Origin of the sequence: Bradyrhizobium sp. Leaf396 (assembly GCF_001424605.1) — a bacterium.
Taxonomy (GTDB): domain Bacteria; phylum Pseudomonadota; class Alphaproteobacteria; order Rhizobiales; family Xanthobacteraceae; genus Bradyrhizobium; species Bradyrhizobium japonicum_C.
Genome location: NZ_LMQJ01000045.1, coordinates 269,958 through 290,424, shown reverse-complemented (window position 1 = coordinate 290,424; position 20,467 = coordinate 269,958). Strand labels below are relative to the sequence as shown.

The 20,467-nt window shown below is 63.3% G+C and carries 13 protein-coding genes; 7 read left to right on the top strand and 6 right to left on the bottom strand.

All coding sequences use genetic code 11. The features are described 5' to 3' along the window. Positions 1 to 308: 308 nt before the first annotated feature. Positions 309 to 2,897 carry a hopanoid transporter HpnN gene (hpnN, locus tag ASG57_RS28755; RefSeq protein ID WP_024339753.1) on the top strand — a complete coding sequence of 863 codons (2,589 nt, stop codon included), beginning with the start codon at positions 309 to 311 and terminating at the stop codon, positions 2,895 to 2,897. Here the strand turns inward: hpnN and ASG57_RS28750 are convergent. Continuing rightward, positions 2,865 to 3,521 carry a DUF2147 domain-containing protein gene (locus ASG57_RS28750; RefSeq protein WP_024339754.1) on the bottom strand — a complete coding sequence of 219 codons (657 nt, stop codon included), beginning with the start codon at positions 3,519 to 3,521 and terminating at the stop codon, positions 2,865 to 2,867. The two genes, hpnN and ASG57_RS28750, sit on opposite strands and share 33 nt — an antisense overlap. Positions 3,522 to 3,662: 141 nt before the next feature. On the opposite strand from ASG57_RS28750, the gene hpnO reads away from it, so the two are divergent. Beyond that, a complete protein-coding gene (gene hpnO, locus ASG57_RS28745) occupies positions 3,663 to 5,054 on the top strand; it encodes an aminobacteriohopanetriol synthase HpnO (RefSeq protein ID WP_024339755.1) in 1,392 nt (463 codons plus the stop codon). Positions 5,055 to 5,106: 52 nt separating this feature from the next. Here hpnO and ASG57_RS28740 read toward each other — a convergent pair whose 3' ends face one another. Together ASG57_RS28740 and ASG57_RS28735 are read right to left on the bottom strand one after the other, a co-directional pair. After that, complete coding sequence (locus tag ASG57_RS28740) at positions 5,107 to 5,994, bottom strand: alpha/beta fold hydrolase (RefSeq protein WP_024339756.1); 888 nt, start codon at positions 5,992 to 5,994, stop codon at positions 5,107 to 5,109. A gap of 12 nt (positions 5,995 to 6,006) precedes the next feature. After that, entirely contained in the window at positions 6,007 to 7,626 is a 1,620-nt protein-coding gene (locus ASG57_RS28735; protein WP_024339757.1) for a GMC family oxidoreductase, read from the bottom strand. A gap of 168 nt (positions 7,627 to 7,794) precedes the next feature. Here ASG57_RS28735 and ASG57_RS28730 point away from each other — a divergent pair, with 168 nt between their 5' ends. Further along, positions 7,795 to 8,967 carry a M20 aminoacylase family protein gene (locus ASG57_RS28730; RefSeq protein WP_024339758.1) on the top strand — a complete coding sequence of 391 codons (1,173 nt, stop codon included), beginning with the start codon at positions 7,795 to 7,797 and terminating at the stop codon, positions 8,965 to 8,967. 104 nt (positions 8,968 to 9,071) lie between these two features. Here the strand turns inward: ASG57_RS28730 and ASG57_RS28725 are convergent, their stop codons facing one another. Beyond that, a complete protein-coding gene (locus ASG57_RS28725; protein WP_024339759.1) occupies positions 9,072 to 10,514 on the bottom strand; it encodes a UdgX family uracil-DNA binding protein in 1,443 nt (480 codons plus the stop codon). Further along, positions 10,514 to 11,749: a putative DNA modification/repair radical SAM protein gene (locus tag ASG57_RS28720; RefSeq protein WP_024339760.1), complete on the bottom strand. Its 1,236-nt coding sequence runs from the start codon at positions 11,747 to 11,749 to the stop codon at positions 10,514 to 10,516. The genes ASG57_RS28725 and ASG57_RS28720 overlap by 1 nt, the downstream gene beginning before the upstream one ends. 233 nt (positions 11,750 to 11,982) lie before the next feature. Between ASG57_RS28720 and ASG57_RS28715 the strand changes: the two genes are divergently transcribed. Genes ASG57_RS28715 through ASG57_RS28705 form a run of 3 tightly spaced genes read left to right on the top strand, consistent with a single transcriptional unit; the run spans position 11,983 to position 17,751 of the window. After that, a complete protein-coding gene (locus ASG57_RS28715) occupies positions 11,983 to 12,807 on the top strand; it encodes an ImuA family protein (RefSeq protein ID WP_024339761.1) in 825 nt (274 codons plus the stop codon). Continuing rightward, on the top strand, positions 12,704 to 14,296 hold the full coding sequence (locus tag ASG57_RS28710; protein WP_035698208.1) for a Y-family DNA polymerase: 1,593 nt from the start codon (positions 12,704 to 12,706) through the stop codon (positions 14,294 to 14,296). The genes ASG57_RS28715 and ASG57_RS28710 overlap by 104 nt, the downstream gene beginning before the upstream one ends. Then, positions 14,293 to 17,751: an error-prone DNA polymerase gene (locus tag ASG57_RS28705; protein ID WP_024339763.1), complete on the top strand. Its 3,459-nt coding sequence runs from the start codon at positions 14,293 to 14,295 to the stop codon at positions 17,749 to 17,751. The genes ASG57_RS28710 and ASG57_RS28705 overlap by 4 nt, the downstream gene beginning before the upstream one ends. A 254-nt stretch (positions 17,752 to 18,005) precedes the next feature. On the opposite strand, the gene ASG57_RS28700 is transcribed toward ASG57_RS28705, so the two are convergent. After that, positions 18,006 to 18,776 (bottom strand): SDR family NAD(P)-dependent oxidoreductase, encoded by a 771-nt coding sequence (locus tag ASG57_RS28700; protein WP_024339764.1) that lies wholly within the window; start codon positions 18,774 to 18,776, stop codon positions 18,006 to 18,008. Positions 18,777 to 19,194: 418 nt separating this feature from the next. Between ASG57_RS28700 and ASG57_RS28695 the strand changes: the two genes are divergently transcribed. Further along, on the top strand, positions 19,195 to 20,439 hold the full coding sequence (locus tag ASG57_RS28695) for an efflux RND transporter periplasmic adaptor subunit (RefSeq protein WP_024339765.1): 1,245 nt from the start codon (positions 19,195 to 19,197) through the stop codon (positions 20,437 to 20,439). Positions 20,440 to 20,467: the final 28 nt, after the last annotated feature.

The following is a 20,467-nucleotide window of genomic DNA, read 5'->3' as shown; positions in this document are numbered from 1 at the left end:
CAAAAAATCGGCAATGAGGAAAGGTCGGATAACCCCGAGAACCGTGGCTGGATTGCATTTGCGGTATTATAGTAAGGAGAGGGGCTCGCTTGAGCGCGTGGCGTTTCGTGCGGAATGTTTCGTCACTTTCCCGCCTCAAGTGCCGGGCTATACCGACCGCCCCCGCATGATTTTTTGCCACGGTCTCCCGCCGTTTACCTCGAACCTCCCGACGGCGAGACCCACTCAAAACAGCAATAGGTTTCGCCCGGGAACTCCGATAAACAGCGGGCGTTTCCGGCAAGCTATTAACCGCAGAAAGAAAAGAAGTGCTGCAAAGCGTCGTCGTCGCCATCGTCAGGGCTTGCACCCGGTTTGCCTCCCTCGTCGTCGTTCTCGGGCTCCTGCTGTCGGTCGGAGCGGGCTATTACGCCGCGCGCCACTTCGCCATCAACACCGACATCAATTCGCTGATTTCTCAGAATCTCGACTGGCGCAAGCGCGACCAGCAATTCGACAAAGCGTTCGATCAGAACGAAACGATCCTCGCTGTGGTCGAGGCCCGGACGCCGGAAATGGCGAGCGCGGCAACAGACGCGCTCTATGCCAGGCTGAAGGACGACAAGACCAACTTCCAGTCGATGCAGCAACTCGGCGGCGGCGAGTTCTTCGAGAAAAATGGGTTGTTGTTCCTGCCGACGGAAGAAGTCGCCAAGATCACCGGCCAATTCGAAGCCGCCGCGCCGCTGATCGAGATCATGGCCGGCGATCCCTCCATCCGCGGCCTGACCGGCGCGCTGGAAACAGGACTTGCTGGCGTCAAGCGCGGCCAGGTCAAGCTCGACAACACCGCGCGGCCCTTCAATCTGATCGCGCAGACGGTCGAGACCGTGCTCAACAAGGGCAATGCCAGCTTCTCCTGGCGCGAACTCGTCAGCGACGAGCCGTTGAAGGATTCGGACAAGCGCACCTTCATCGAGTTCAAGCCGATCCTCGACTACAACGCACTGGAGCCCGGCAAGGATGCGACCGAGGCGATCCGGAAAGCGGCGGCCGACCTCGATTTTCCAAACAAGTATCAGGCGCGAGTGCGGCTGACCGGCCCGGTCCCGATCGCCAACGAGGAATACGCCACCGTACAGGAAGGCGCCGTCGTCAACGGCATTGGCACGATCCTCGTCGTGCTGCTCATCCTCTGGCTGGCGCTGCACTCGGCGAAGATCATCTTCGCCGTCTTCGTCAACCTCTTCGTCGGACTTGCGATCACGACCGCTGCGGGCCTGATGATGGTCGGCTCCCTCAATCTGCTGTCGATCGCGTTCGCGGTGCTGTTCGTAGGCCTCGGCGTCGATTTCGGCATTCAGTACAGCGTGCGCTATCGCTCCGAGCGCTACAAGCACGATGATCTCACGGGGGCGCTGGTGCTGGCGGCCAAGCGTTCGGCGGTGCCGCTGTCGCTGGCGGCGATGGCTACCGCAGCGGGCTTCCTCTGCTTCATGCCTACCGACTACAAGGGCATTTCGGAACTCGGCCAGATCGCCGGTGTCGGCATGCTGGTCGCGTTCATCTCCTCGATCACCGTGCTGCCGGCGCTCTTGAAGCTGTTGAACCCGCCCGGCGAGCCGGAGCCCGTCGGCTACGCCTTCCTGGCGCCGCTCGATCACTTCCTGGAGAAGCACCGCGTGCTGATCGTCGGGGGCACGCTGCTGCTGGCGCTTGGCGGCATGCCGCTGCTCTATTTCATGAAGTTCGACTTCAATCCGATGAATCTGCGTAACCCGCACGCCGAGTCGATTGCGACCTTCCTCGACCTGCGCAAGGATCCCAACACCGGCGCGAATGCCATCAATGTGATGGTCACGTCTGAGGAGCAGGCAAAGCAAGTCGAGGCGAGGCTGGAGAAGGTGCCCGAGGTGCTCAGGGTGATGTCGCTCAACAGCTTCGTGCCGCAGGACCAGGGCCCGAAGCTGAAGCTGCTCGCGCAGGGCGCCAAGGTGCTGAACCCCGCGCTCAACCCCGAGCAGATCGACGCGCCACCGACGGACCAGGAAAACGTCGAGTCGTTGAAATCTTCGGTCGACACTCTGCGCCGAACAGCAGGCGACGCGAAGGGACCGGGGGCAGTTGCCTCGCGCCGATTGGCGGACGCGCTCGAGAAGCTCGCCAATAGCGACGAGACTACGCGCAACAGGGCGCAGGATGTATTCGTCACGCCGATGAAGATCGTGTTCAACCAACTCAGGAACGCGATGCAGGCCGAGCCGGTCACCCTGCAATCCTTGCCGCCCGGTCTCGTCAGCGGGTGGAAGAGCAAGGATGGCATCATCCGCGTCGAAGCGTTGCCCAAGGGAGATCCCAACGACAACGAAACGCTGCGCAAATTCGCGGCGGCGGTGCTCGCGGCCGAGCCGACCGCGATCGGCGGACCTGTGTCGATCCTGAAATCAGGCGACACCGTGGTGAAGGCGTTCATCCACGCCGGCATCTACGCGCTGCTGGTGATCGGGCTCCTGCTGTGGATCACGCTGGGACGCTTCGTCGACGTGCTGATGACGCTGGTGCCGCTGCTGGTCGCCGGTGCGGTGACACTCGAGATTTGCGTGTTGATTGGGCTGCCGCTCAACTTCGCCAACATCGTCGCGCTTCCGCTGCTGCTCGGCGTCGGCGTCGCCTTCAAGATCTATTATGTCGTGGCTTGGCGCTCTGGCAGGACAAACCTGCTCCAGACCAGCCTGACGCGCGCGATCTTTTTCAGCGCGCTGACGACGGCGACTGCGTTTGGCAGCCTGTGGCTGTCGAGCCATCCCGGCACGTCCAGCATGGGCAAGCTACTGGCACTCTCGCTGGTTACGACGCTCGCCGCTGTCCTGCTGTTCCAGCCGGCCCTAATGGGCAAACCGCGCGATCTCCGGGAGTAGGCAGATGTCGCCGACCGGGTCGGCGGCGTTCTTCTGACCGGACTTGGCTGTACCGGCGGCCTTCGGAGTTGCAGGCGCAGGCGCGGTGGCGCCTGTCGTGGCTTGGGCTGCTTGCGCTCCTTGTTGGGCCCCTTGGGCCCTCGGTGCAGCGCCGCTGGATTTCGGCGCGCCCTTGGCCATGGCGTTAGCCGGACTGGCGGGGATTGGCGGGCTCACTCGGGTCCAGGTCTCGCCGCCGCACAAGAAGCCCATCACGCAGCCCTTGATTTCGAGTTGATCGGGACCAGCCGGCGTGATGGTCGCGCTGTAGAGCTGGCCGTCCTTGGCGTTGTAGACTTGGCCTTCCCACTGATCGATGCCGGGCTTCTTCTTCATGTCGATCAGGGTTGCCATGCCCAGCGTCGGCCTGTTCTTTTTCGAGGCATCCGGATTGTTCTCGTCGCGCCCACCGGGCTGCTTTTCCCAGGAAACCGCGCCCCACATGCTGCCATAGCATTGGGCGACCCGAATGTTGGCAACGCCATCGGCGACCCGCCAGTCCCCGGTCGGGTCAGCAGCGAGCGCGGGTGTCAGGCAGGTGTAACCGCCAGCCAGTATTAGTCCGGTGCAAAGGGCTAAACGCATGATGGTTCCTTGGCAGTGCAACATGATTTAAAAGCTGTGCTTGCGAAGATGGTCCGAAAAAGGGCAAAAGGCCGCACAGACCGTTTCTGTAGCGGTCCGTTTTCAGTTGACGAAACGGCCCTCAATCGAAGTATGTAGCGGATGCACAGCCCAAATCCAGACATGTCTCAGCTTTTCGCGGACCGTCAGGCCCAGCGCAGCACCCTGCATAACCGGTATCTGAACGAACAGTTCGTTCGGGTGCTCAAGACCATCGGCTACGATGTCGGCTTCCAGAAGGGGCAGGGGCAGTACCTCTACGATCGCGAGGGCGCTCGCTATCTCGACCTGTTGTCCGGCTTTGGCGTGTTCGCCATCGGGCGCAATCATCCCGTCATGCGAGAGGCGCTCAAGAGCGTGCTCGATGCCGATCTGCCCAATCTGGTCCAGTTCGACGTCTCGACGCTGGCCGGCGTGCTGGCCGAACGGCTGCTGAAATACGTGCCCTATCTCGACAAGGCGTTCTTCGCCAATTCCGGCGCCGAATGCGTCGAGGCCGCGATCAAATTTGCGCGCGGTGCCACTGGCCGCCCCGGCATCGTCTATTGTGCCCACGGTTATCACGGCCTGACTTATGGCGCGCTGTCGCTGACCGGCGATTCGAATTTTCGGACCGGCTTCGAGCCGCTGCTGCCGGGCTGCACCCCGATCCCCTTCAACGATCTGGCCGCGCTGGAAAAGGCTTTGGCCTCCCGTGAGGTCGCGGCTTTCGTGGTCGAGCCGATCCAGGGCAAGGGCGTGAACATGCCGACGGACGAGTTCCTGCCCGGCGCCGCCGCGCTCTGCAAGAAATATGGCACGCTGTTCGTTGCAGACGAGATCCAGACCGGCATGGGTCGCACCGGCCGCTTTCTCGCGGTCGAGCACTGGAACGTCGAGCCCGACATGGTGCTGCTGTCGAAGTCGCTGTCGGGTGGCCACGTGCCGGTCGGCGCCGTGCTGACGCGCAAGGCCATCTTCGACAAGATCTTCAACCAGATGGACCGCGCGGTGGTGCACGGCTCCACCTTCTCCAAGAACGACCTCGCCATGGCCGCGGGCATCGCCACGCTGGACGTCATGGAGTCCGAGAAGCTGATCGAATCAGCGGCAAAGCGCGGTGCCGAGTTGCGCCTCGCGCTGACGCGCATGGTGCCCGGCTACGAGCTGATGAAGGAAGTGCGCGGCAAGGGCCTCATGATCGGCGTTGAGTTCGGCCCGCCGAAATCGTTGCGCCTGCGCGCCTCCTGGAACGTGCTTGAGACCGCCAATAAGGGCCTGTTCTGCCAGCTCATCACCGTGCCGCTGTTCAAGGACCACAAGATCCTGACGCAGGTGGCCGGTCACGGCAGCCACACCATCAAGCTACTGCCCCCGCTCACCATCACCGAGGAAGACTGCAGCTGGATCGAGCGCGCCTTCGATGACGTGATCGCCGGCAGCCACAAGGTCCCGGGTGCGATCTGGTCGCTCGGCAAGACGCTGGTGGACAACGCCGTGCGAAGGTCGGCGTAAGGTCGAGCCGAGGCTGAACTCAGCAGGCTTGGATTGCGGGCCGCCAGCAAAATCAGGTGCCGGCTTTCGCGTAGTCCCGCACGGCTTCCACCACACGTTCTGGCATTTCCTGCGCGACGCAATGTCCCGCGCCATCAAAGACCTGCGTGCTGACGCGGGGAATCAGCGACACGGCGCGTTGCGCCATCTCCTTGTAGATCGCATCCGACTTTGCGGCGGTCGTGACGCGCACAGGACATTCGATCTCCGTCAGCCAGGCGAACGGGTTGCCGCGAGCGTCCCCAATATACACCTGCTCCATCGCCTCAAAGATCGGACGCAGGATCGCGGATTCGATCTCGGGGGTGCAGCAGAGCCGGATGCGGCCATCGCCGAGCGGTACGAAGCCGTGGCGTACATACGCGCGTAGCGAGGTCTCGGTCCAATCAGCAAAGGCCGGCGCTGTGCGGTAGCGTTCGAGCACGGCGTCGGCACTGTCGAACTCGGCGCGTCGGCGCAACGTGCCCGCCACGAGGGATTGGGATTCCTCGCTCAATCCGCCGGCGCGCGCCGCGCGCGGATCCATGATGGTCGGTTCCATCGCGAACAGGCGTGTGAAGCGACCGGGCAAGAGTCTCGCCGCGAGAAGGAGATCCGTCGCACCCGCGCTGTGGCCGATTGCGTAGATGTCGTGGAGATCGAGCGCGTCGACCACCCGGCAGACATCCTCTGCATAGTCCAGAAATTGATAGGCGCCGGGCTTATGGCTGGCGCCATGGCCGCGGCGATCGAGCGCGTACACGGTGTGGGTTGAGGCAAGTGCGCGTGCGACCTCGTCCCAGACGTCGGCGACGAAGCCGGTGCCATGTAAGAGCAGCGCAGGGGGCTTTCCGCGCTCGCCCCATTGCAGCATGGCGAGCTCTGCGCCGGCAGTACCGATCGAAAAGCGCCGATGGATCATGGTGGCAAGATGCTACTTCGCATCCTCCAGGATCATCGTCGCCCCCTTCTCCGCGATCATCGCGGTCGGCGTATTGGTGTTGCCCGACGTGATGGTCGGCATGATCGAGGCATCGACGATGCGCAGACCGTCGAGGCCGTAGAAGCGCAGCCGTTCGTCCACCACCGCCATCGGATCGTTCGCCGCGCCCATTTTCGCCGTGCCCACGGGATGGAAGATCGTGGTGCCGATGTCGCCGGCGGCTTTTGCGAGCGAGGCGTCATCGTCGCCGACGGAGGGGCCGGGCAGGTATTCGCTGGGGCGGTACCTGGCCAGCGCCTTCTGCTGCATCAGGCGTCGCGTGGTGCGGATGGCGTCGGCGGCGACCTGGCGGTCATCGTCGGTCGACAGGTAGTTTGGCGCGATGATCGGCTTCTCCTCCGGCGTTGCCGCGCGCAGTCGCACGGTGCCGCGCGAGGTGGGCTGGAGATTGCAGGCGCTGACAGTGATCGCGGGGAAGCGGTGCAGCGGATCGCCGAATTTGTCGAGCGACAGCGGCTGCACATGGAACTGGATGTTGGCGCGGGCGCGCGTTGCATCGGAGCGCGTGAAGATGCCGAGCTGCGACGGCGCCATGGTCAGCGGGCCGCGGCGACGGAAGGCATAGTCGAGTCCCATCAGGCCGCGGCGGAGCAGATTGTAATAGGTCTCGTTCAGCGTGCGCACGCCTTCGACCTTGTAGATCGCGCGCTGCTGCAGATGATCTTGCAGGTTGCGCCCGACACCGGGCTTGTCCATGACGATGTCGATGCCGAGCGGCGACAGCCAGTCGGCGGGTCCGATGCCAGAACGATGCAGCACCTGCACCGAGCCGATCGACCCTGCCGAGAGGATCACCCCGTGCTTCGCACGCGCCTCGATGATCTGGCCGTTCTGGATGAAGCGGACACCGACGGCGCGGCCCTGCTCGATGATGAGACGATCGACCAGGACGTGCTTCTCGAGCCGCAGATTGGGGCGGTTCAACGCGGGCTTGAGGAAGCCGCGGGCCGACGACCAGCGGCGGCCGCGCTTCTGGTTGACGTGGAAATAGCTGGTGCCTTCGTTGTCGCCGGTGTTGAAGTCCGGGATGCGCTTGATGCCCATCTCCTCGGCGGCGTCGCCGACTGCGTCGAGAATGGCCCATGACAGCCGCGGTGCCTCGATACGCCAGCCGCCGCCGGCGCCGTGATGCTCGCTCGCGCCGAGGAAGTGGTCCTCCAGCCGCTTGAACAGCGGCAGCACGTCCTCATAGCCCCAGCCGGTCAGCCCAAGCTGGCGCCAGTGATCGTAGTCGGCAGCCTGTCCGCGCATCGAGATCATGGCGTTGATTGCCGAGCAGCCGCCAATCACTTTGCCGCGGGGGTAGGCGAGCGATCGGCCGTTCAGGCCTGGCTCGGCCTCGGTCTTGAACATCCAGTCCGAACGGGGATTGCCGATCGCGAAGAGATAACCGACCGGGATGTGGAACCAGATCCAATTGTCGTCGCCACCGGCTTCGAGGACGAGAACGCGATTGCTTGGCATGGCCGACAGCCGGTTCGCGACGATGCAGCCCGCCGTACCGGCTCCGACGACAATGTAGTCAAACTCACCTTCGAGCCGTCTTGGCATTCTGCTCCACCCGGATGGTCATTTTGCGTTCCGCTTAATACGCAGACGCAGCGGATCGGGACAAGTCCGGCCATGCGAAGCAGGCGGGGCTCCCCCGATCCCCGGCAGTTGGGTGGACCGGCGCTTGCATGATAGACAATCCTGCATTCCCATAATGTCGAGATCTCCATGCCCATCGTGAACCGCGTCGCCGACCTTCAGCCCGACATCCAGGCCTGGCGACGGGACATCCACCAGCACCCCGAACTGCTATATGACGTCGACCGCACCGCAGCATTCGTCGCGGACCGGCTTCGCGAGTTCGGCTGCGATGAGGTCGTGACCGGGCTCGGCCAGACCGGCGTGGTCGGTGTCATCAAGGGCAATAAGCCGCCCGGCGAGGGTCTCAAAGTAATCGGGATGCGTGCCGATATGGACGCGCTGCCGGTCGAAGAGCAGACCAACCTGCCTTACGCCTCCAAGATCCCTGGCAAGATGCACGCCTGCGGCCATGACGGCCACACTGCAATGCTGCTGGGAGCCGCCCGCTACCTCGCCGAAACCCGCAACTTTGCCGGCGATGCCGTCGTGATCTTCCAGCCGGCCGAAGAGGGCGGCGCCGGCGGCGCGGCAATGGTCAAGGACGGCCTGATGGAGCGCTTCGGCATCGAGCAGGTCTATGGCATGCACAATGGGCCCGGCATCCCGATCGGCTCATTCGCGATCCGGCCGGGTCCGATCATGGCGGCGACCGACGAGGTCGATATCATGATCGAGGGCCTCGGAGGCCACGCCGCGCGCCCGCACAAATGCGTCGATTCCGTGCTGGTCGGTGCGCAGGTGATCACGGCCCTGCAGACGATCGTCGCGCGAAGCGTCGATCCCCTCGAATCGGCGGTGATCTCGATCTGCGAATTTCACGCCGGAAACGCTCGGAACGTCATTCCGCAGACGGCGACGCTGAGAGGCACCATCCGCACGCTGTCGCCGGAGGTGCGCAAGCTGGTCGAGAAGCGCGTGCATGAAGTGGTCGCAGGCGTGGCGCAGATCACTGGCGCCAAGATCGACCTGCGCTACAAGCGCAACTATCCCATCGTGAACAATCACGCGGCGGAGACCGAGGTGGCGCGGCGCATTGCCGGGCAAGTCGCGGGCGAAGCCAATGTTCACGAGATGGCGCCGCTGATGGGCGGCGAGGATTTCGCCTACATGCTGGAAGCGCGGCCCGGCGCCTTCATCTTCTGCGGCAACGGCGACAGCGCCGGCCTGCATCACCCCGCCTACAATTTCAATGACGAGGCGATCGTCTACGGCACGTCCTACTGGGTCAAGCTGGTCGAGGAGCAGCTGGCGGCGTCCTAAGGTCGAGCTGGAAGCATCAATGAAAGGGCCCGTGCATTCCACGAGCCCTTTGTTGTTTGAGAGATCGCATCGCCGACGATGCGTGAAGCCGTTTCTGCGCGTATTTACGCAGCTCGTGCGGACTTCCTCTGTAAGCCGGCGGCGATCTTCAAATCCTCGACAAAGCGTCGATACTCCAGCACCTTGGCTTCCGGATCCGGCAGTCGCAGCAGATATGAGGGATGCACCGTCACGAGCGCTTTGCGACCGTCGGGAAGGTCGATGAGCCGGCCGCGGTTCTTGCCGATCGGAGTGATCTTGCCGAACACGCTTTGCGCGGCAGTGGCGCCCATTGCAACGATGAGATCGGGCTGGAGTGCCGCAACTTCCCGCTCATACCATTGTCGGCACGCCCGGATCTCAGGTGTGTTCGGTTTCTGATGCAGGCGGATTTTTCCGCGCGGCACGAATTTGAAGTGCTTGACCGCGTTGGTGACATAGACCTTCTTGCGGTCGACGCCGGCTTCCTCCAGCGCGCGATCGAGCATCTGGCCGGCCGGACCGACAAAGGGATGGCCGGCGAGGTCTTCCTTGTCACCGGGCTGCTCGCCTACCAGCATGATATTGGCGGATTTCGGACCCTCGCCAAACACGGTCTGGGTCGCATCCTTGTAGAGATGGCACGCGCGGCAATGCGCAGCCTCCTCGCGAAGCGCTTCGAGATCGTCGCCGACAGTCTTGCGTTTCATCGGAGCCTCCGGTCGCTTTTGAGGCTTGTGCGGATCGGTTGCGGCATTGGCGATCATAGCACCGGTCATGCGCTCGGCATCCTCGATCAAAGGCTTAATGATCGAAGCCTCCGGCAGGTTCCTCCAATATTTCTTCGGCATCTCGGCCTGCATCGCCTTCGGCTTGAGGCGGGCCGGATTGAAGATGCTGGCATAATAGCGCCGCCAGGTTTCCTCGAGCCGGTCTTCGCTCGGAGCCTCACTCTTGCTGACACCGGATGTGAATGAAAGTGCATGGCCATCCCAATGCGCGCAGAGGTCCGGCGTCAGGATCGACCAGGGCATGTCGGCAAAGCGCTTGGCGAAGAAGGGAGCGGCGAGCTCGACGATGTGATGATCCGGTTCGAACCATGCGACGTAATGCGCCTGGCGTTCCCGGCCGATCTCGCGGAAGCGCACGAAGGCATGCATCTTGTGCTCGTCGCGATAGACCGCCTTCGCCATGGCAGTGACCTGTGCGACATCAGGGTCGGTCGCGACCTCGATGAGGTCGTGATTGTCCTTCAATCGCCAGAGCAGCCGATAGAGGACCGCAAAGCGCTCGGCATCGCGATGCAGGATTGCGGCCTTCGCAAGCTCGATGAACTTTGTCGAGACGGTGAAGGTGGCGTCGTTCACCTCGAGGATCGGAGATGGCGAGGGCGGTGCGAACAACTCCGCTTCACGGCCTTGCACGCTCCAGGTGACGTCGCTGGGCCGCACGTGGTGAAGCACGAGGCTACGCGCGGCTTTGCGCCAGCCGTCGAAATCGGTTTCGGTGTCGAGGATGATGTATTGCATCAGAAGCCAAATCCCAGCTGTGTCGCTTTTGGCTTGAACCGTTCGATCAGTCCGGCGGCATCGAGACGATGCGGAGAGGGGCGGTGGTCGCTGAGGATGATGAACGGCAGTGCCTTGTTGCGGGGCACGTGCAGCCGCGCGAGATCGGCCACGCGGATCGTGGTGGTGCGCCGCGTCGCAATGATGCGTTCGACCGCCTTGGTGCCGAAGCCGGGCACGCGCAGCAGCTCTTCGCGGTTGGCGCGGTTGACGTCGAGCGGGAAGCGGTCGCGATGGCGCAGCGCCCAGGCGAGCTTGGGGTCGATGTCGAGCGGCAGCATCGCGCTGCCATCGACGATCTCTCCGACGTCGAAGCCGTAGAACCGCATCAGCCAGTCGGCCTGGTAGAGCCGATGCTCGCGGAGCAAGGGCGGCTGTACCAGAGGCAAAGCGCGGCTGGCGTCGGGGATCGGACTGAAGGCGGAGTAATAAACGCGCCGCAGCCGGTAGGCGCCGTAGAGATTGGCGCTGGTGTGGAGAATGGTCTGATCGGAGGCCGCGTCTGCGCCGACGATCATCTGCGTGCTCTGGCCAGCGGGTGCGAAACGCTGCGGCTTGGCTCTCGTCTTTGCGCTATGGCTGTCCTCGGCCTCGTCTAGCTTCAGCCGCAACCGGCCCATGGTGCGGCGGATCGCGCGAACATTCTTCTGCGGCGCGAATTGCTGCAGGCTGGTTTCCTCAGGCATCTCGATGTTGATGGAGAGGCGGTCGGCATACTTGCCGGCCTCCGCGATCAACGCATCGTCGGCTTCGGGAATGGTTTTCAGGTGAATGTAACCGCGGAAATGATGCTCTTCGCGCAGCTTGCGCGCGACGCTGACGACCTGCTCCATCGTGTAATCAGGGCTACGGATGATGCCGGAGGAGAGGAACAGGCCTTCGATGTAATTGCGCCGGTAGAAGTCGAGCGTGAGCTTGACGATCTCGTCGATGGTGAAGCGGGCGCGCGGTACATTGGAGGAGGCGCGGTTGACGCAATAGAGGCAATCGTAATTGCAGGCGTTGGTCAGCAGCACCTTGAGCAGCGAGATGCAGCGGCCGTCCGGCGCGTAGGAATGGCAGATCCCCATGCCGGGCGCGGTCGAGCCCATGCCCTTGCGATCACTGGAATCCCGCTTTTCGGTGCCGCTGGAGGCGCAGGACGCGTCGTATTTGGCGGCATCCGCCAGAATCTCCAGCTTGCGTTGTACGTCCATGGAGGAATCCTCTTGATTCAGCTCGTGAATCTGAAAGTGCGCCAATTCGATTGACTCTGTGGCGACCGTTAGCTTTATATTAGAACATATCATGAACAAATGGGCCAGCTGCTGGTTCTTCTTTTGAAGACCACGGCATCAAATTTCTGAGGAGCGGCGGGCATGCAGAGCGCGATCAGCAAAAGTGGTCGCCGGTTTTGCGTCCGATCGCGCTCTTCTTTTTAAGAGGGCACATGATCTTGTCGCCAAACCGCTCACACTTTGGCGGATCATGCGCCTCCGCACGTGGAAGCGCGCTTGCAATCTTGCGCGGCCAGATCGAGCGCATCGAGACCGCGGTCGTGCATCAGCACGAGCGCGTCGCGCTCGGCCATAGCGAGGCGGACAGCGCGCTGAAGGGCGGGCTTGCGCGCGCGGCGATCCACGAGGTGTTTTGCGAAGGACGTCAGGGTGCTGCCGCGACAGGGTTTGTCATGGGACTTGCGGGGCGCGTCTCAGCGCGTCGGCCGCTGCTGTGGGTGCGGCAGGATTTTTCGGATATCGAAACCGGCGCGCTGTCGATGAGCGGACTCGCCGAACTCGGCCTCGATCCGCGTCGCGTGGTGATGGTGCGTGCCGCCGATGTCGAGAGCGCGCTGCGCACCTCGGCCGATGCGCTTGCCTGCGACGCACTGGGCGCTGTCGTGCTCGAGCTCTGGGGCGATATCAAGCAGTTCGATCCGGTGGCGAGCCGCAAGCTGACGCTGGCCGCGCAAGGCTCCGGCGTCGTCGGCCTGATGTTGCGCATGGCCGCGCAGCCGCTGCCCTCGACCGCGGAGACACGATGGATGCTGCGCGCGGCGCATTCGCCGCCGGGGGCAGCATGGAGTGCCTGGGGTGCGCCACGCTTCGATGCTGAACTCCTCCGCAATCGTCATGGCCCGTGCGGCCGGTGGATCATGGAATGGAATTGTGATGAGTGCCAGTTCAATGAGCCGTCGACGTATTCTCAGCCTGTGGCTGCCGCGCCTGCCCATCGATCGGATCCAACGGTTCTTTGGGAAAGTCGGTCTGCATAAGAGTAACGAGCCGAGCATCGTCGTCATCAAGGACAACAATGCGCTGTTGATTCATGCGCTGGACGAGGCCGCCGAGCGCCTCGGCCTGTACATTGGCCAGCCTCTGGCCAATGCGCGTGCGATGTGTCCTGACCTGAAGGTGTTCGACGCCGATACCGTGGCCGATGCGAAGACGCTCAGCGATATCGCCGACTGGTGCGACCGCTTCACACCTCTGGTGGCGCTCGATCCGCCGCACGGGCTGTTCCTCGACATCACCGGCTGCGCACATCTGTTCGGCGGCGAAGCCGCACTGTTGCGGACGCTGGTCCGGGCGCTCGGCCGGCAGGGCTTTGCCGTCAGTGCCGCGATTGCCGGCACCTCGGTCTGTGCACGCACGCTGACGCGGCAGGCCACGGGCACCATCGTGGCCGATGGCGAGGAGGCGGTCGCGATCAGTTCATTTCCGGTGTCCGCGCTAGGGGCGGGCGAGGCGATCACCACCGGTCTGCGCCGCGCCGGTCTGAAAATCATCGGCGATGTCGCCTCGCGCGCGCCGAGCGAGATCACGGCGCGGTTCGGCGCGCGCTTCTCCACGCTGCTCGCGCATGCGCTGGGGCAGGGCGATGCGCCGATCAGCCCGCGCAAGCCGTTGCCCGACTACATCGTCGAGAAGCGCTTTGCCGAACCGATCGCGACCGACACTATGATCGCGATGACGCTGTCGCGGCTGGCGGACACGCTGATCGCATCCATGGAGAAGCAGGGCAAGGGCGCGCGGCGTCTGGAGGCCGCGTTCTTCCGCACCGATGGCGCGGTGCGCGCGATCACGGTCGAGACCGGACGTCCGGTGACGCGAAGCGCCGTGATCGACCGGCTGTTCCGCGAGCGTCTCGATGCGCTCGCCGATCCGCTGGACCCCGGCTTTGGCTTCGACATGATACGGCTGTCGGCGAGCCGCACCGAGATCGTGGTACAGGAGCAGCGCGATCTCGATGCCCATGTCCATGACAATGACGAGCTTGCTGCGCTGATCGACCGCATCGCCGCGCGCATCGGCGGAAAGCGTGTCGTCGTACATCTGCCGCAGGACACTCATATCCCCGAGTGTGCGGTGCTCGCCGCACAGGCGCAGCATCATCTCGCCGCCGCCATGCAGGCCACATGGCCGGCGCGCACCGAGAGCGAGCCGCCGCTGCGTCCCTTGCGGCTGTTCGACAAGCCGGAGCCGATCAAGGTGCCTTTCGCGACCGTGCCGGATGGTCCGCCGCATCAATTCACCTGGCGGCGCGCGCTGCATGCAGTGGTGCGGGTGGAAGGGCCCGAGCGCATCGCGATGGAGTGGTGGCGGCAGGACGGCAAGCAGCTGACGCGGGACTATTTCCGCATCGAGGATGCCGAAGGCCTGCGCTTCTGGATCTTTCGCGACGGTCTCTACGAGGGGGAAGTGTTCGACGGCGACGGCAAGCCCGCTTCTCCCGGCTGGTATGTGCACGGTCTTTTCGCATGATCTCGCCCGCTTATGCCGAGATCGGCATCACCACGAACTTCTCGTTCCTGCGTGGCGGCTCGGACCCGCGCGCCTATGTTCATCAGGCGAGCATTCTCGGCATCTCCGCGATCGGCATTGCCGACCACAACACGCTCGCCGGCGTGGTGCGGGCCTACAAGGAACTCGACAATGATGAGGTGCTGCACAAGCCGAAGCTTTTGATCGGCGCGCGCATCGTCTTCGTCGACGGCACGCCCGACATTCTGGTCTATCCGCGTGACCGCGCGGCCTATGGCCGGCTCTGCCAGCTTCTCACCCGGGGCAAGCGCGGCGACGACCTCACGCGGATCGAGAAAGGCGAATGCCGTCTCACCTTCGCCGACCTCCTTGAGTTTTCGGAAGGTCAGCTTCTGGTCCTGACCCTGCCGCATCGCTTCGACAACCCGCAGGCGCTGGATGTTCTCGCAAAGCTTAGGGATAGCCGTGCCGCGGGTGTGTGGCTGGCGGCGAGCCTGATCTATCGCGGCGACGACCGGCGTCGCCTGGCGCGGCTCGACGATCTCGCAGCAAGAGCCAAAGTGCCGCTGCTCGCGACCAACGAGGTGCTCTATCACGATCCCCGCCGCCGGCCTCTCCAGGATGTGCTCACCTGCATCCGGGAAAAGACCACGATCGCGGCGGTTGGGAAGAAGCTGGAAGCCAATGCCGAGCGTTTTCTGAAGACACCGCGAGAAATGGCGCGGCTGTTTCGCGATTTCCCTGATGCGATCGCGGAGACCATGCGTTTTGCGGGCAAGGTCGATTTCTCGCTCGACCAGCTCAAATACCAGTATCCGGATGAGCCGGTGCCGCCGGGCAAGACCGCGCAAGGGCATCTGGAGGATCTGACCTGGGCGGGCGTCGACAAATATTTCGACGGTAAGATCGGCGACAAGCTGCGCGCAACGCTCAACAAGGAACTCGCGCTGATCGCCGAGCTGAAATACGCGCATTACTTCCTCACCGTGCACGACATCGTCCAATACGCGCGCAGCCAGAACATTTTGTGCCAGGGACGAGGATCGGCGGCGAACTCGGCCGTGTGCTACGTGCTCGGCGTCACCTCGGTCGATCCGACCAAGGTCGATCTGCTGTTCGAGCGCTTCATCTCCAAGGAGCGGCTGGAGCCGCCCGACATCGACGTCGATTTCGAGCATTCGCGACGCGAGGAGGTGATGCAATATGTCTATCGCCGCTATGGCCGCCATCGCGCCGCGATCATCGCCACCGTCATCCATTATCGTCCGCGCAGTGCCATCCGCGACGTCGGCAAGGCGCTCGGCCTGACCGAGGACGTCACCGCCGCACTCGCCGATACGGTGTGGGGCAGCTGGGGCAAGGGCCTCAACGACATGCAGGTCAGGCAGGCCGGACTCGACCCCAACAATCCCATGATCAACCTCGCGGTCGAGCTTGCGACCGAGCTGATCGAATTTCCACGCCATCTCTCCCAGCATGTCGGCGGCTACGTGCTCACGCAGGACCGGCTCGATACCTATGTTCCGATCGGCAACGCCGCGATGGACGACCGCACCTTCATCGAATGGGACAAGGACGACGTCGATGCGCTCAGCATGATGAAGGTCGACGTGCTCGCGCTGGGCATGCTGACCTGCATCAGGAAATGTTTTGACTTGATCGATCAGCACAAGGGTAAGCGTTACGCGCTTGCGGATATCAAGGGGGAGGATGACGACGAAGTCTATCAAATGCTGCAGCGAGGAGAGTCGCTCGGCGTTTTCCAGGTCGAGAGCCGCGCCCAGATGAACATGCTGCCGCGCCTGAAGCCAAGGACTTTCTACGATCTCGTCATCGAAGTCGCGATCGTGCGTCCGGGACCGATTCAGGGCGACATGGTGCATCCTTATCTGCGACGGCGGAACGGACTTGAGAAGGTGAGCTATCCCTCGCCGTCGCCTGAGCATGGCCCCGCGGACGAACTCTACAAGGTCCTGCACAAGACGAAGGGGGTTCCCCTATTTCAAGAGCAGGCGATGCGCATTGCCATCGAGGCGGCAAAATTTACCTCCGAGGAAGCCAATGGCCTGCGCCGCTCGATGGCGACCTTCCGCAATGTCGGCACCATCGGTCAATACGAAGAAAAGCTGGTCGGCAACATGGTGGCGCGCGGCTACGATCCCAACTTCGCCCGAAGCTGCTTCGAGCAGATCAAGGGGTTTGGTTCCTACGGCTTTCCGGAGAGCCACGCCGCGAGCTTTGCGCAACTCGTCTACATCTCCTCGTGGCTGAAGTACCATCACCCCGACGCCTTCTGCTGCGGTCTGTTGAACTCGCAACCGATGGGCTTTTACGCCCCGGCGCAGATCGTCAGCGACGCCCGCAAGAACGGCGTCGAGGTGCGCGACATAGACGTGTCCTATAGCTTTGTGCAGAACACGCTGGAGCAGGGGAGTGGTAGATACTGCGCCGTTCGCCTGGGTTTCCGTCAGATCGACGGCTTTCACTGGCTGGATGAAGATGAGGAGCGGTTGAAGCGCTCCCAGTCGTCATTCCCGGGCGCGCCACTTGGCGCGAGCCCGGAATCCATCGAACCGCATTTGCCTGGAGGACTGGGCTCCGGGCTCGATGCTGACGCATCGGCCCGGAATGACAAGAGAGGGGACTGGGCCGATCGCATCGTCGCCGCCCGCAACCGCCGTCCCTTCACCTCGCTCGAAGATTTCGCCCGCGACACCGGCCTGCCCAAGCGCGCACTGATCCTCTTGGCGGATGCCGACGCCTTCCGTTCGCTGGGGCTCGACCGTCGCGAGGCGCTGTGGCAGGTGCGGCGGCTGCCCGACGACGTGCCGCTGCCGCTGTTCGAGGCGGCGGCCGCGCGCGAGCAGCCGGACGAAGGCGCAAGGCCGTTGCCGGCGATGCCGCGCGCCGAGCAGGTCGTCGCGGACTACCAGACCATCCGCCTGTCGCTGAAGGGCCACCCGATGGAGTTCTTGCGCGAGCTGTTTACGCGCGAGCGCATCGTCGCCTGCAAGGAGATCAGTCATGAGAACGAGCGGCGCCGCGTCCGCTGCGCCGGCGTGGTCCTGGTCCGCCAGCGGCCGGGAAGCGCCAGCGGCGTGGTGTTCATGACGCTGGAGGACGAGACTGGCATCGCCAACGTCGTGGTGTGGCCCAAGATCATGGAGCAGTACCGCAAGGAGGTGATGGGCGCACGCCTCATCCTGGTCGAAGGCTACATCCAGAGCAGTCCCGAGAAGGTGACGCATCTCATTGCCCAGCGCATGGTCGACCGCTCGCATGATCTGGTCGGTCTTGCAAACGATGCGCTAAGCCGCAAGCATCCGCTGCCGGCAGGCGCCACCGTGGTCGAACCACTCAACGAAGACCCTCGCGCGCTCGCAGACATGCCTGCGCAGAAAATCCGCCATCCCCGCAACGTCCGCATCCTGCCGCCGTCGCGGGATTTTCATTGAGATTATGCACGAATTTATGCACGACTGTCGCCACACTCGTCATTGCGAGCGCAGCGAAGCAATCCATAATCCCTCCGCGGAAACAGCCTGGATTTGCTTCGCTACGGTCGCAATGACAGCTTTGTTGAGGGATCGCGTGCGACGCCCTCGGTCGTCATGCCCGGGCTTGCCCCGGGCATCCCATTGCTCGGCATCGCGTGGATCGCCGGGTCAAGTCGACCATGACGGCAGAGCCTGCCTCGCGAACCAACTCCTCAAAAGTTCACCCGGTTCGAGATCGCGCCATCCACGACGAGATTGGATCCGGTCGTGAACCCCGACACGGGGCTTGCCAGAAACACCGCCGCGCTTGCGATTTCCTGCGGGGTCGCCATCCGGCCTGTCGGATTGCGGTTCATCGCATCCTTGTAGCGCTCCGGCATGTTCTTCTCGATCATCTCCCAAACGCCGCCCTTGAAATAAACGGTGCCGGGCGAAACGACATTCACGCGAATCTTCTTCTTTGCATATTGCCGCGCCAGTCCTTTGGCCATGTGGATCAGGGCCGCCTTGATCGGACCGTAGGAGCTTGCGGTATCGGCTTGCGCCGCGGAGATCGACGAGATGATCACGAAGGCGGCATCGCCCTTGCCTGCGCCGCTGGCTTCGAGAAACGGCCGCGCGGCATCGAACGCATGCACCGCGCCGAGCACGTCGAGCCGGAAATTCTGCTCCCAGGATGCGGGATCGCCACCCTGCGCCATTGCACCGGCGTTGGAGAACAGCAAGTCGACGCCGCCGAGCTCCTTTGCTGCAGCCTCGATCCAGGATTTCAGCGCCGCGCCGTCGGTGACGTCGACAGGGCTTCCGGTGGCGTTGATGCCGCGCGCCTTCAGCTCCGAGACCGTTGCCGCAACCTGATCCGCGTTGCGCGCGCACACCGCGACATTGGCGCCTTCACCGGCCAGCGTCGCCGCGATTGCCCGCCCGATGCCGCGCGTGCCGCCGAGGACGATGGCGTTCTTGCCTTTGAGACCGAGGTCCATTGTTGGTTTCCTTGTTGTTGGTAACCGGGAGTGTAGCTGTTTCGGACGACGTGCTGAACTTTCCACTTCGACATTGCGAGCGTAGCGACACGATCCGAAGTCTCTTTGGGGGGGCGAGGCCGTGCATGCTGCATTCATCGAGAGCATATCATCAGGCTCGGCACGTTGAACGCAATGCAGCATTCGGCGCTGCTGTCGAAGACACCGGCGCACCGGAGCCGTCTGGCGATGCCGCTTGGAGTTATTCGCCCAAACGGCAGTTGCGAAGCTTACATGAAGCTGACATGTCGCAAAATTTTAACGCCAATCGCGAGGCGTCCTGCGCTTTTTGGGTTGTTTGCAATCAGAATTCGGCACTATTAGCCGCGACCGATCCGGCAATCATTTGCCGAGATCGCTGCAGACGCGACCGGGCTTCATGGTAGTCGAAAAGACCAAGAGATTGCAGCTGCTTACAAAGCGACGGATGATTGCATCCGTAGTTCTGCTGGCTCTCGCCGGTGCTGGCGCCTATGGCTTGCTGTATTCGTCTGCCAAGCAGAAGAAACATTCAGAGATCTCCAGTCAGTCGCGCAAGAATGCGCAGACCTTTACGCCGACGCCATCTGAATGGGCGACGTTGACGATCGAGCCGGTGAAGGCCAGGAGCTTCCGCGCCGAGTATGTCACGGAGGGCAAGGTCGCGATCGACGAGGATCGCTCGACGCCGGTGTTCTCGCCCTATGCAGGCCGGGTCACCAGGCTGCTAGCCAAGCCGGGCGAGATGCTGAAGCAAGGTCAACCGCTGCTCACGATCGAAGCCGCCGACACCGTGCAGGCCCAGAACGATTTCATCGCGGCGATGACCTCGCAGAACAAGGCGAACTCGGCGCTCGAGCTTTCCGACATCCAGTTCAAGCGCGCCAAGGACCTTTATGAAGGCCATGCCATTCCGCTGAAGGACTATCAGCTGGCGGAGGCGGCGCAGGTCCAGGCGCGGAACGACATGCGCTCCTCGGCGACGGCGCTGGAAGCTGCGCGCAACAAGCTGCGCATCCTCGGCTTCACCGACGAGACCATCAAGGCCTTCCGGGACAAGGGCGTCATCAACCCGGAGATCACGATCCATTCGCCGATCTCCGGCACGGTCGTGCAGCGCAAGATCGGCCCCGGACAATATGTCAGCGCCGGTGCCAGCGATCCGGTGTTCGTGATCGGCGATCTCTCCACGGTCTGGCTCACCGCCTTTGTGCGCGAGAGCGATGCGGCGGCGATCTGCATCGGCCAGGACATTATCGTCAACGTGATGGCGCTGCCGGGCCGGCCGCTCACCGCCAAGATCAACTACGTCGCCGCCGCGATCGATGCGACCACCCGCCGCCTGCTCGTCCGCGCCACCATCGACAACAAGGACGGACTGCTCAAGCCGGAGATGTTCGCGAACGTCACGATCTATTCGGCCGGCGGCCGCGCCGCGCCGGCGGTGCCGAAGCAGGCGTTGATCTTTGAGGCGGACAAGGTTCGCCTCTGGGTCGCGCGCGAGGACAAGTCGGTCGAGCTGCGCCAGATCAAGATCGGTCTCATCAACGGCAACCTGGTCGAGGTCACCAGCAACCTGAAGCCCGGCGAGCAGATCGTGACCAAAGGCAGCCTTTTCATCGACCGCGCGGCGTCCGGCAGCTGATCGACGATTCAAGAGAATTGAAGACCTG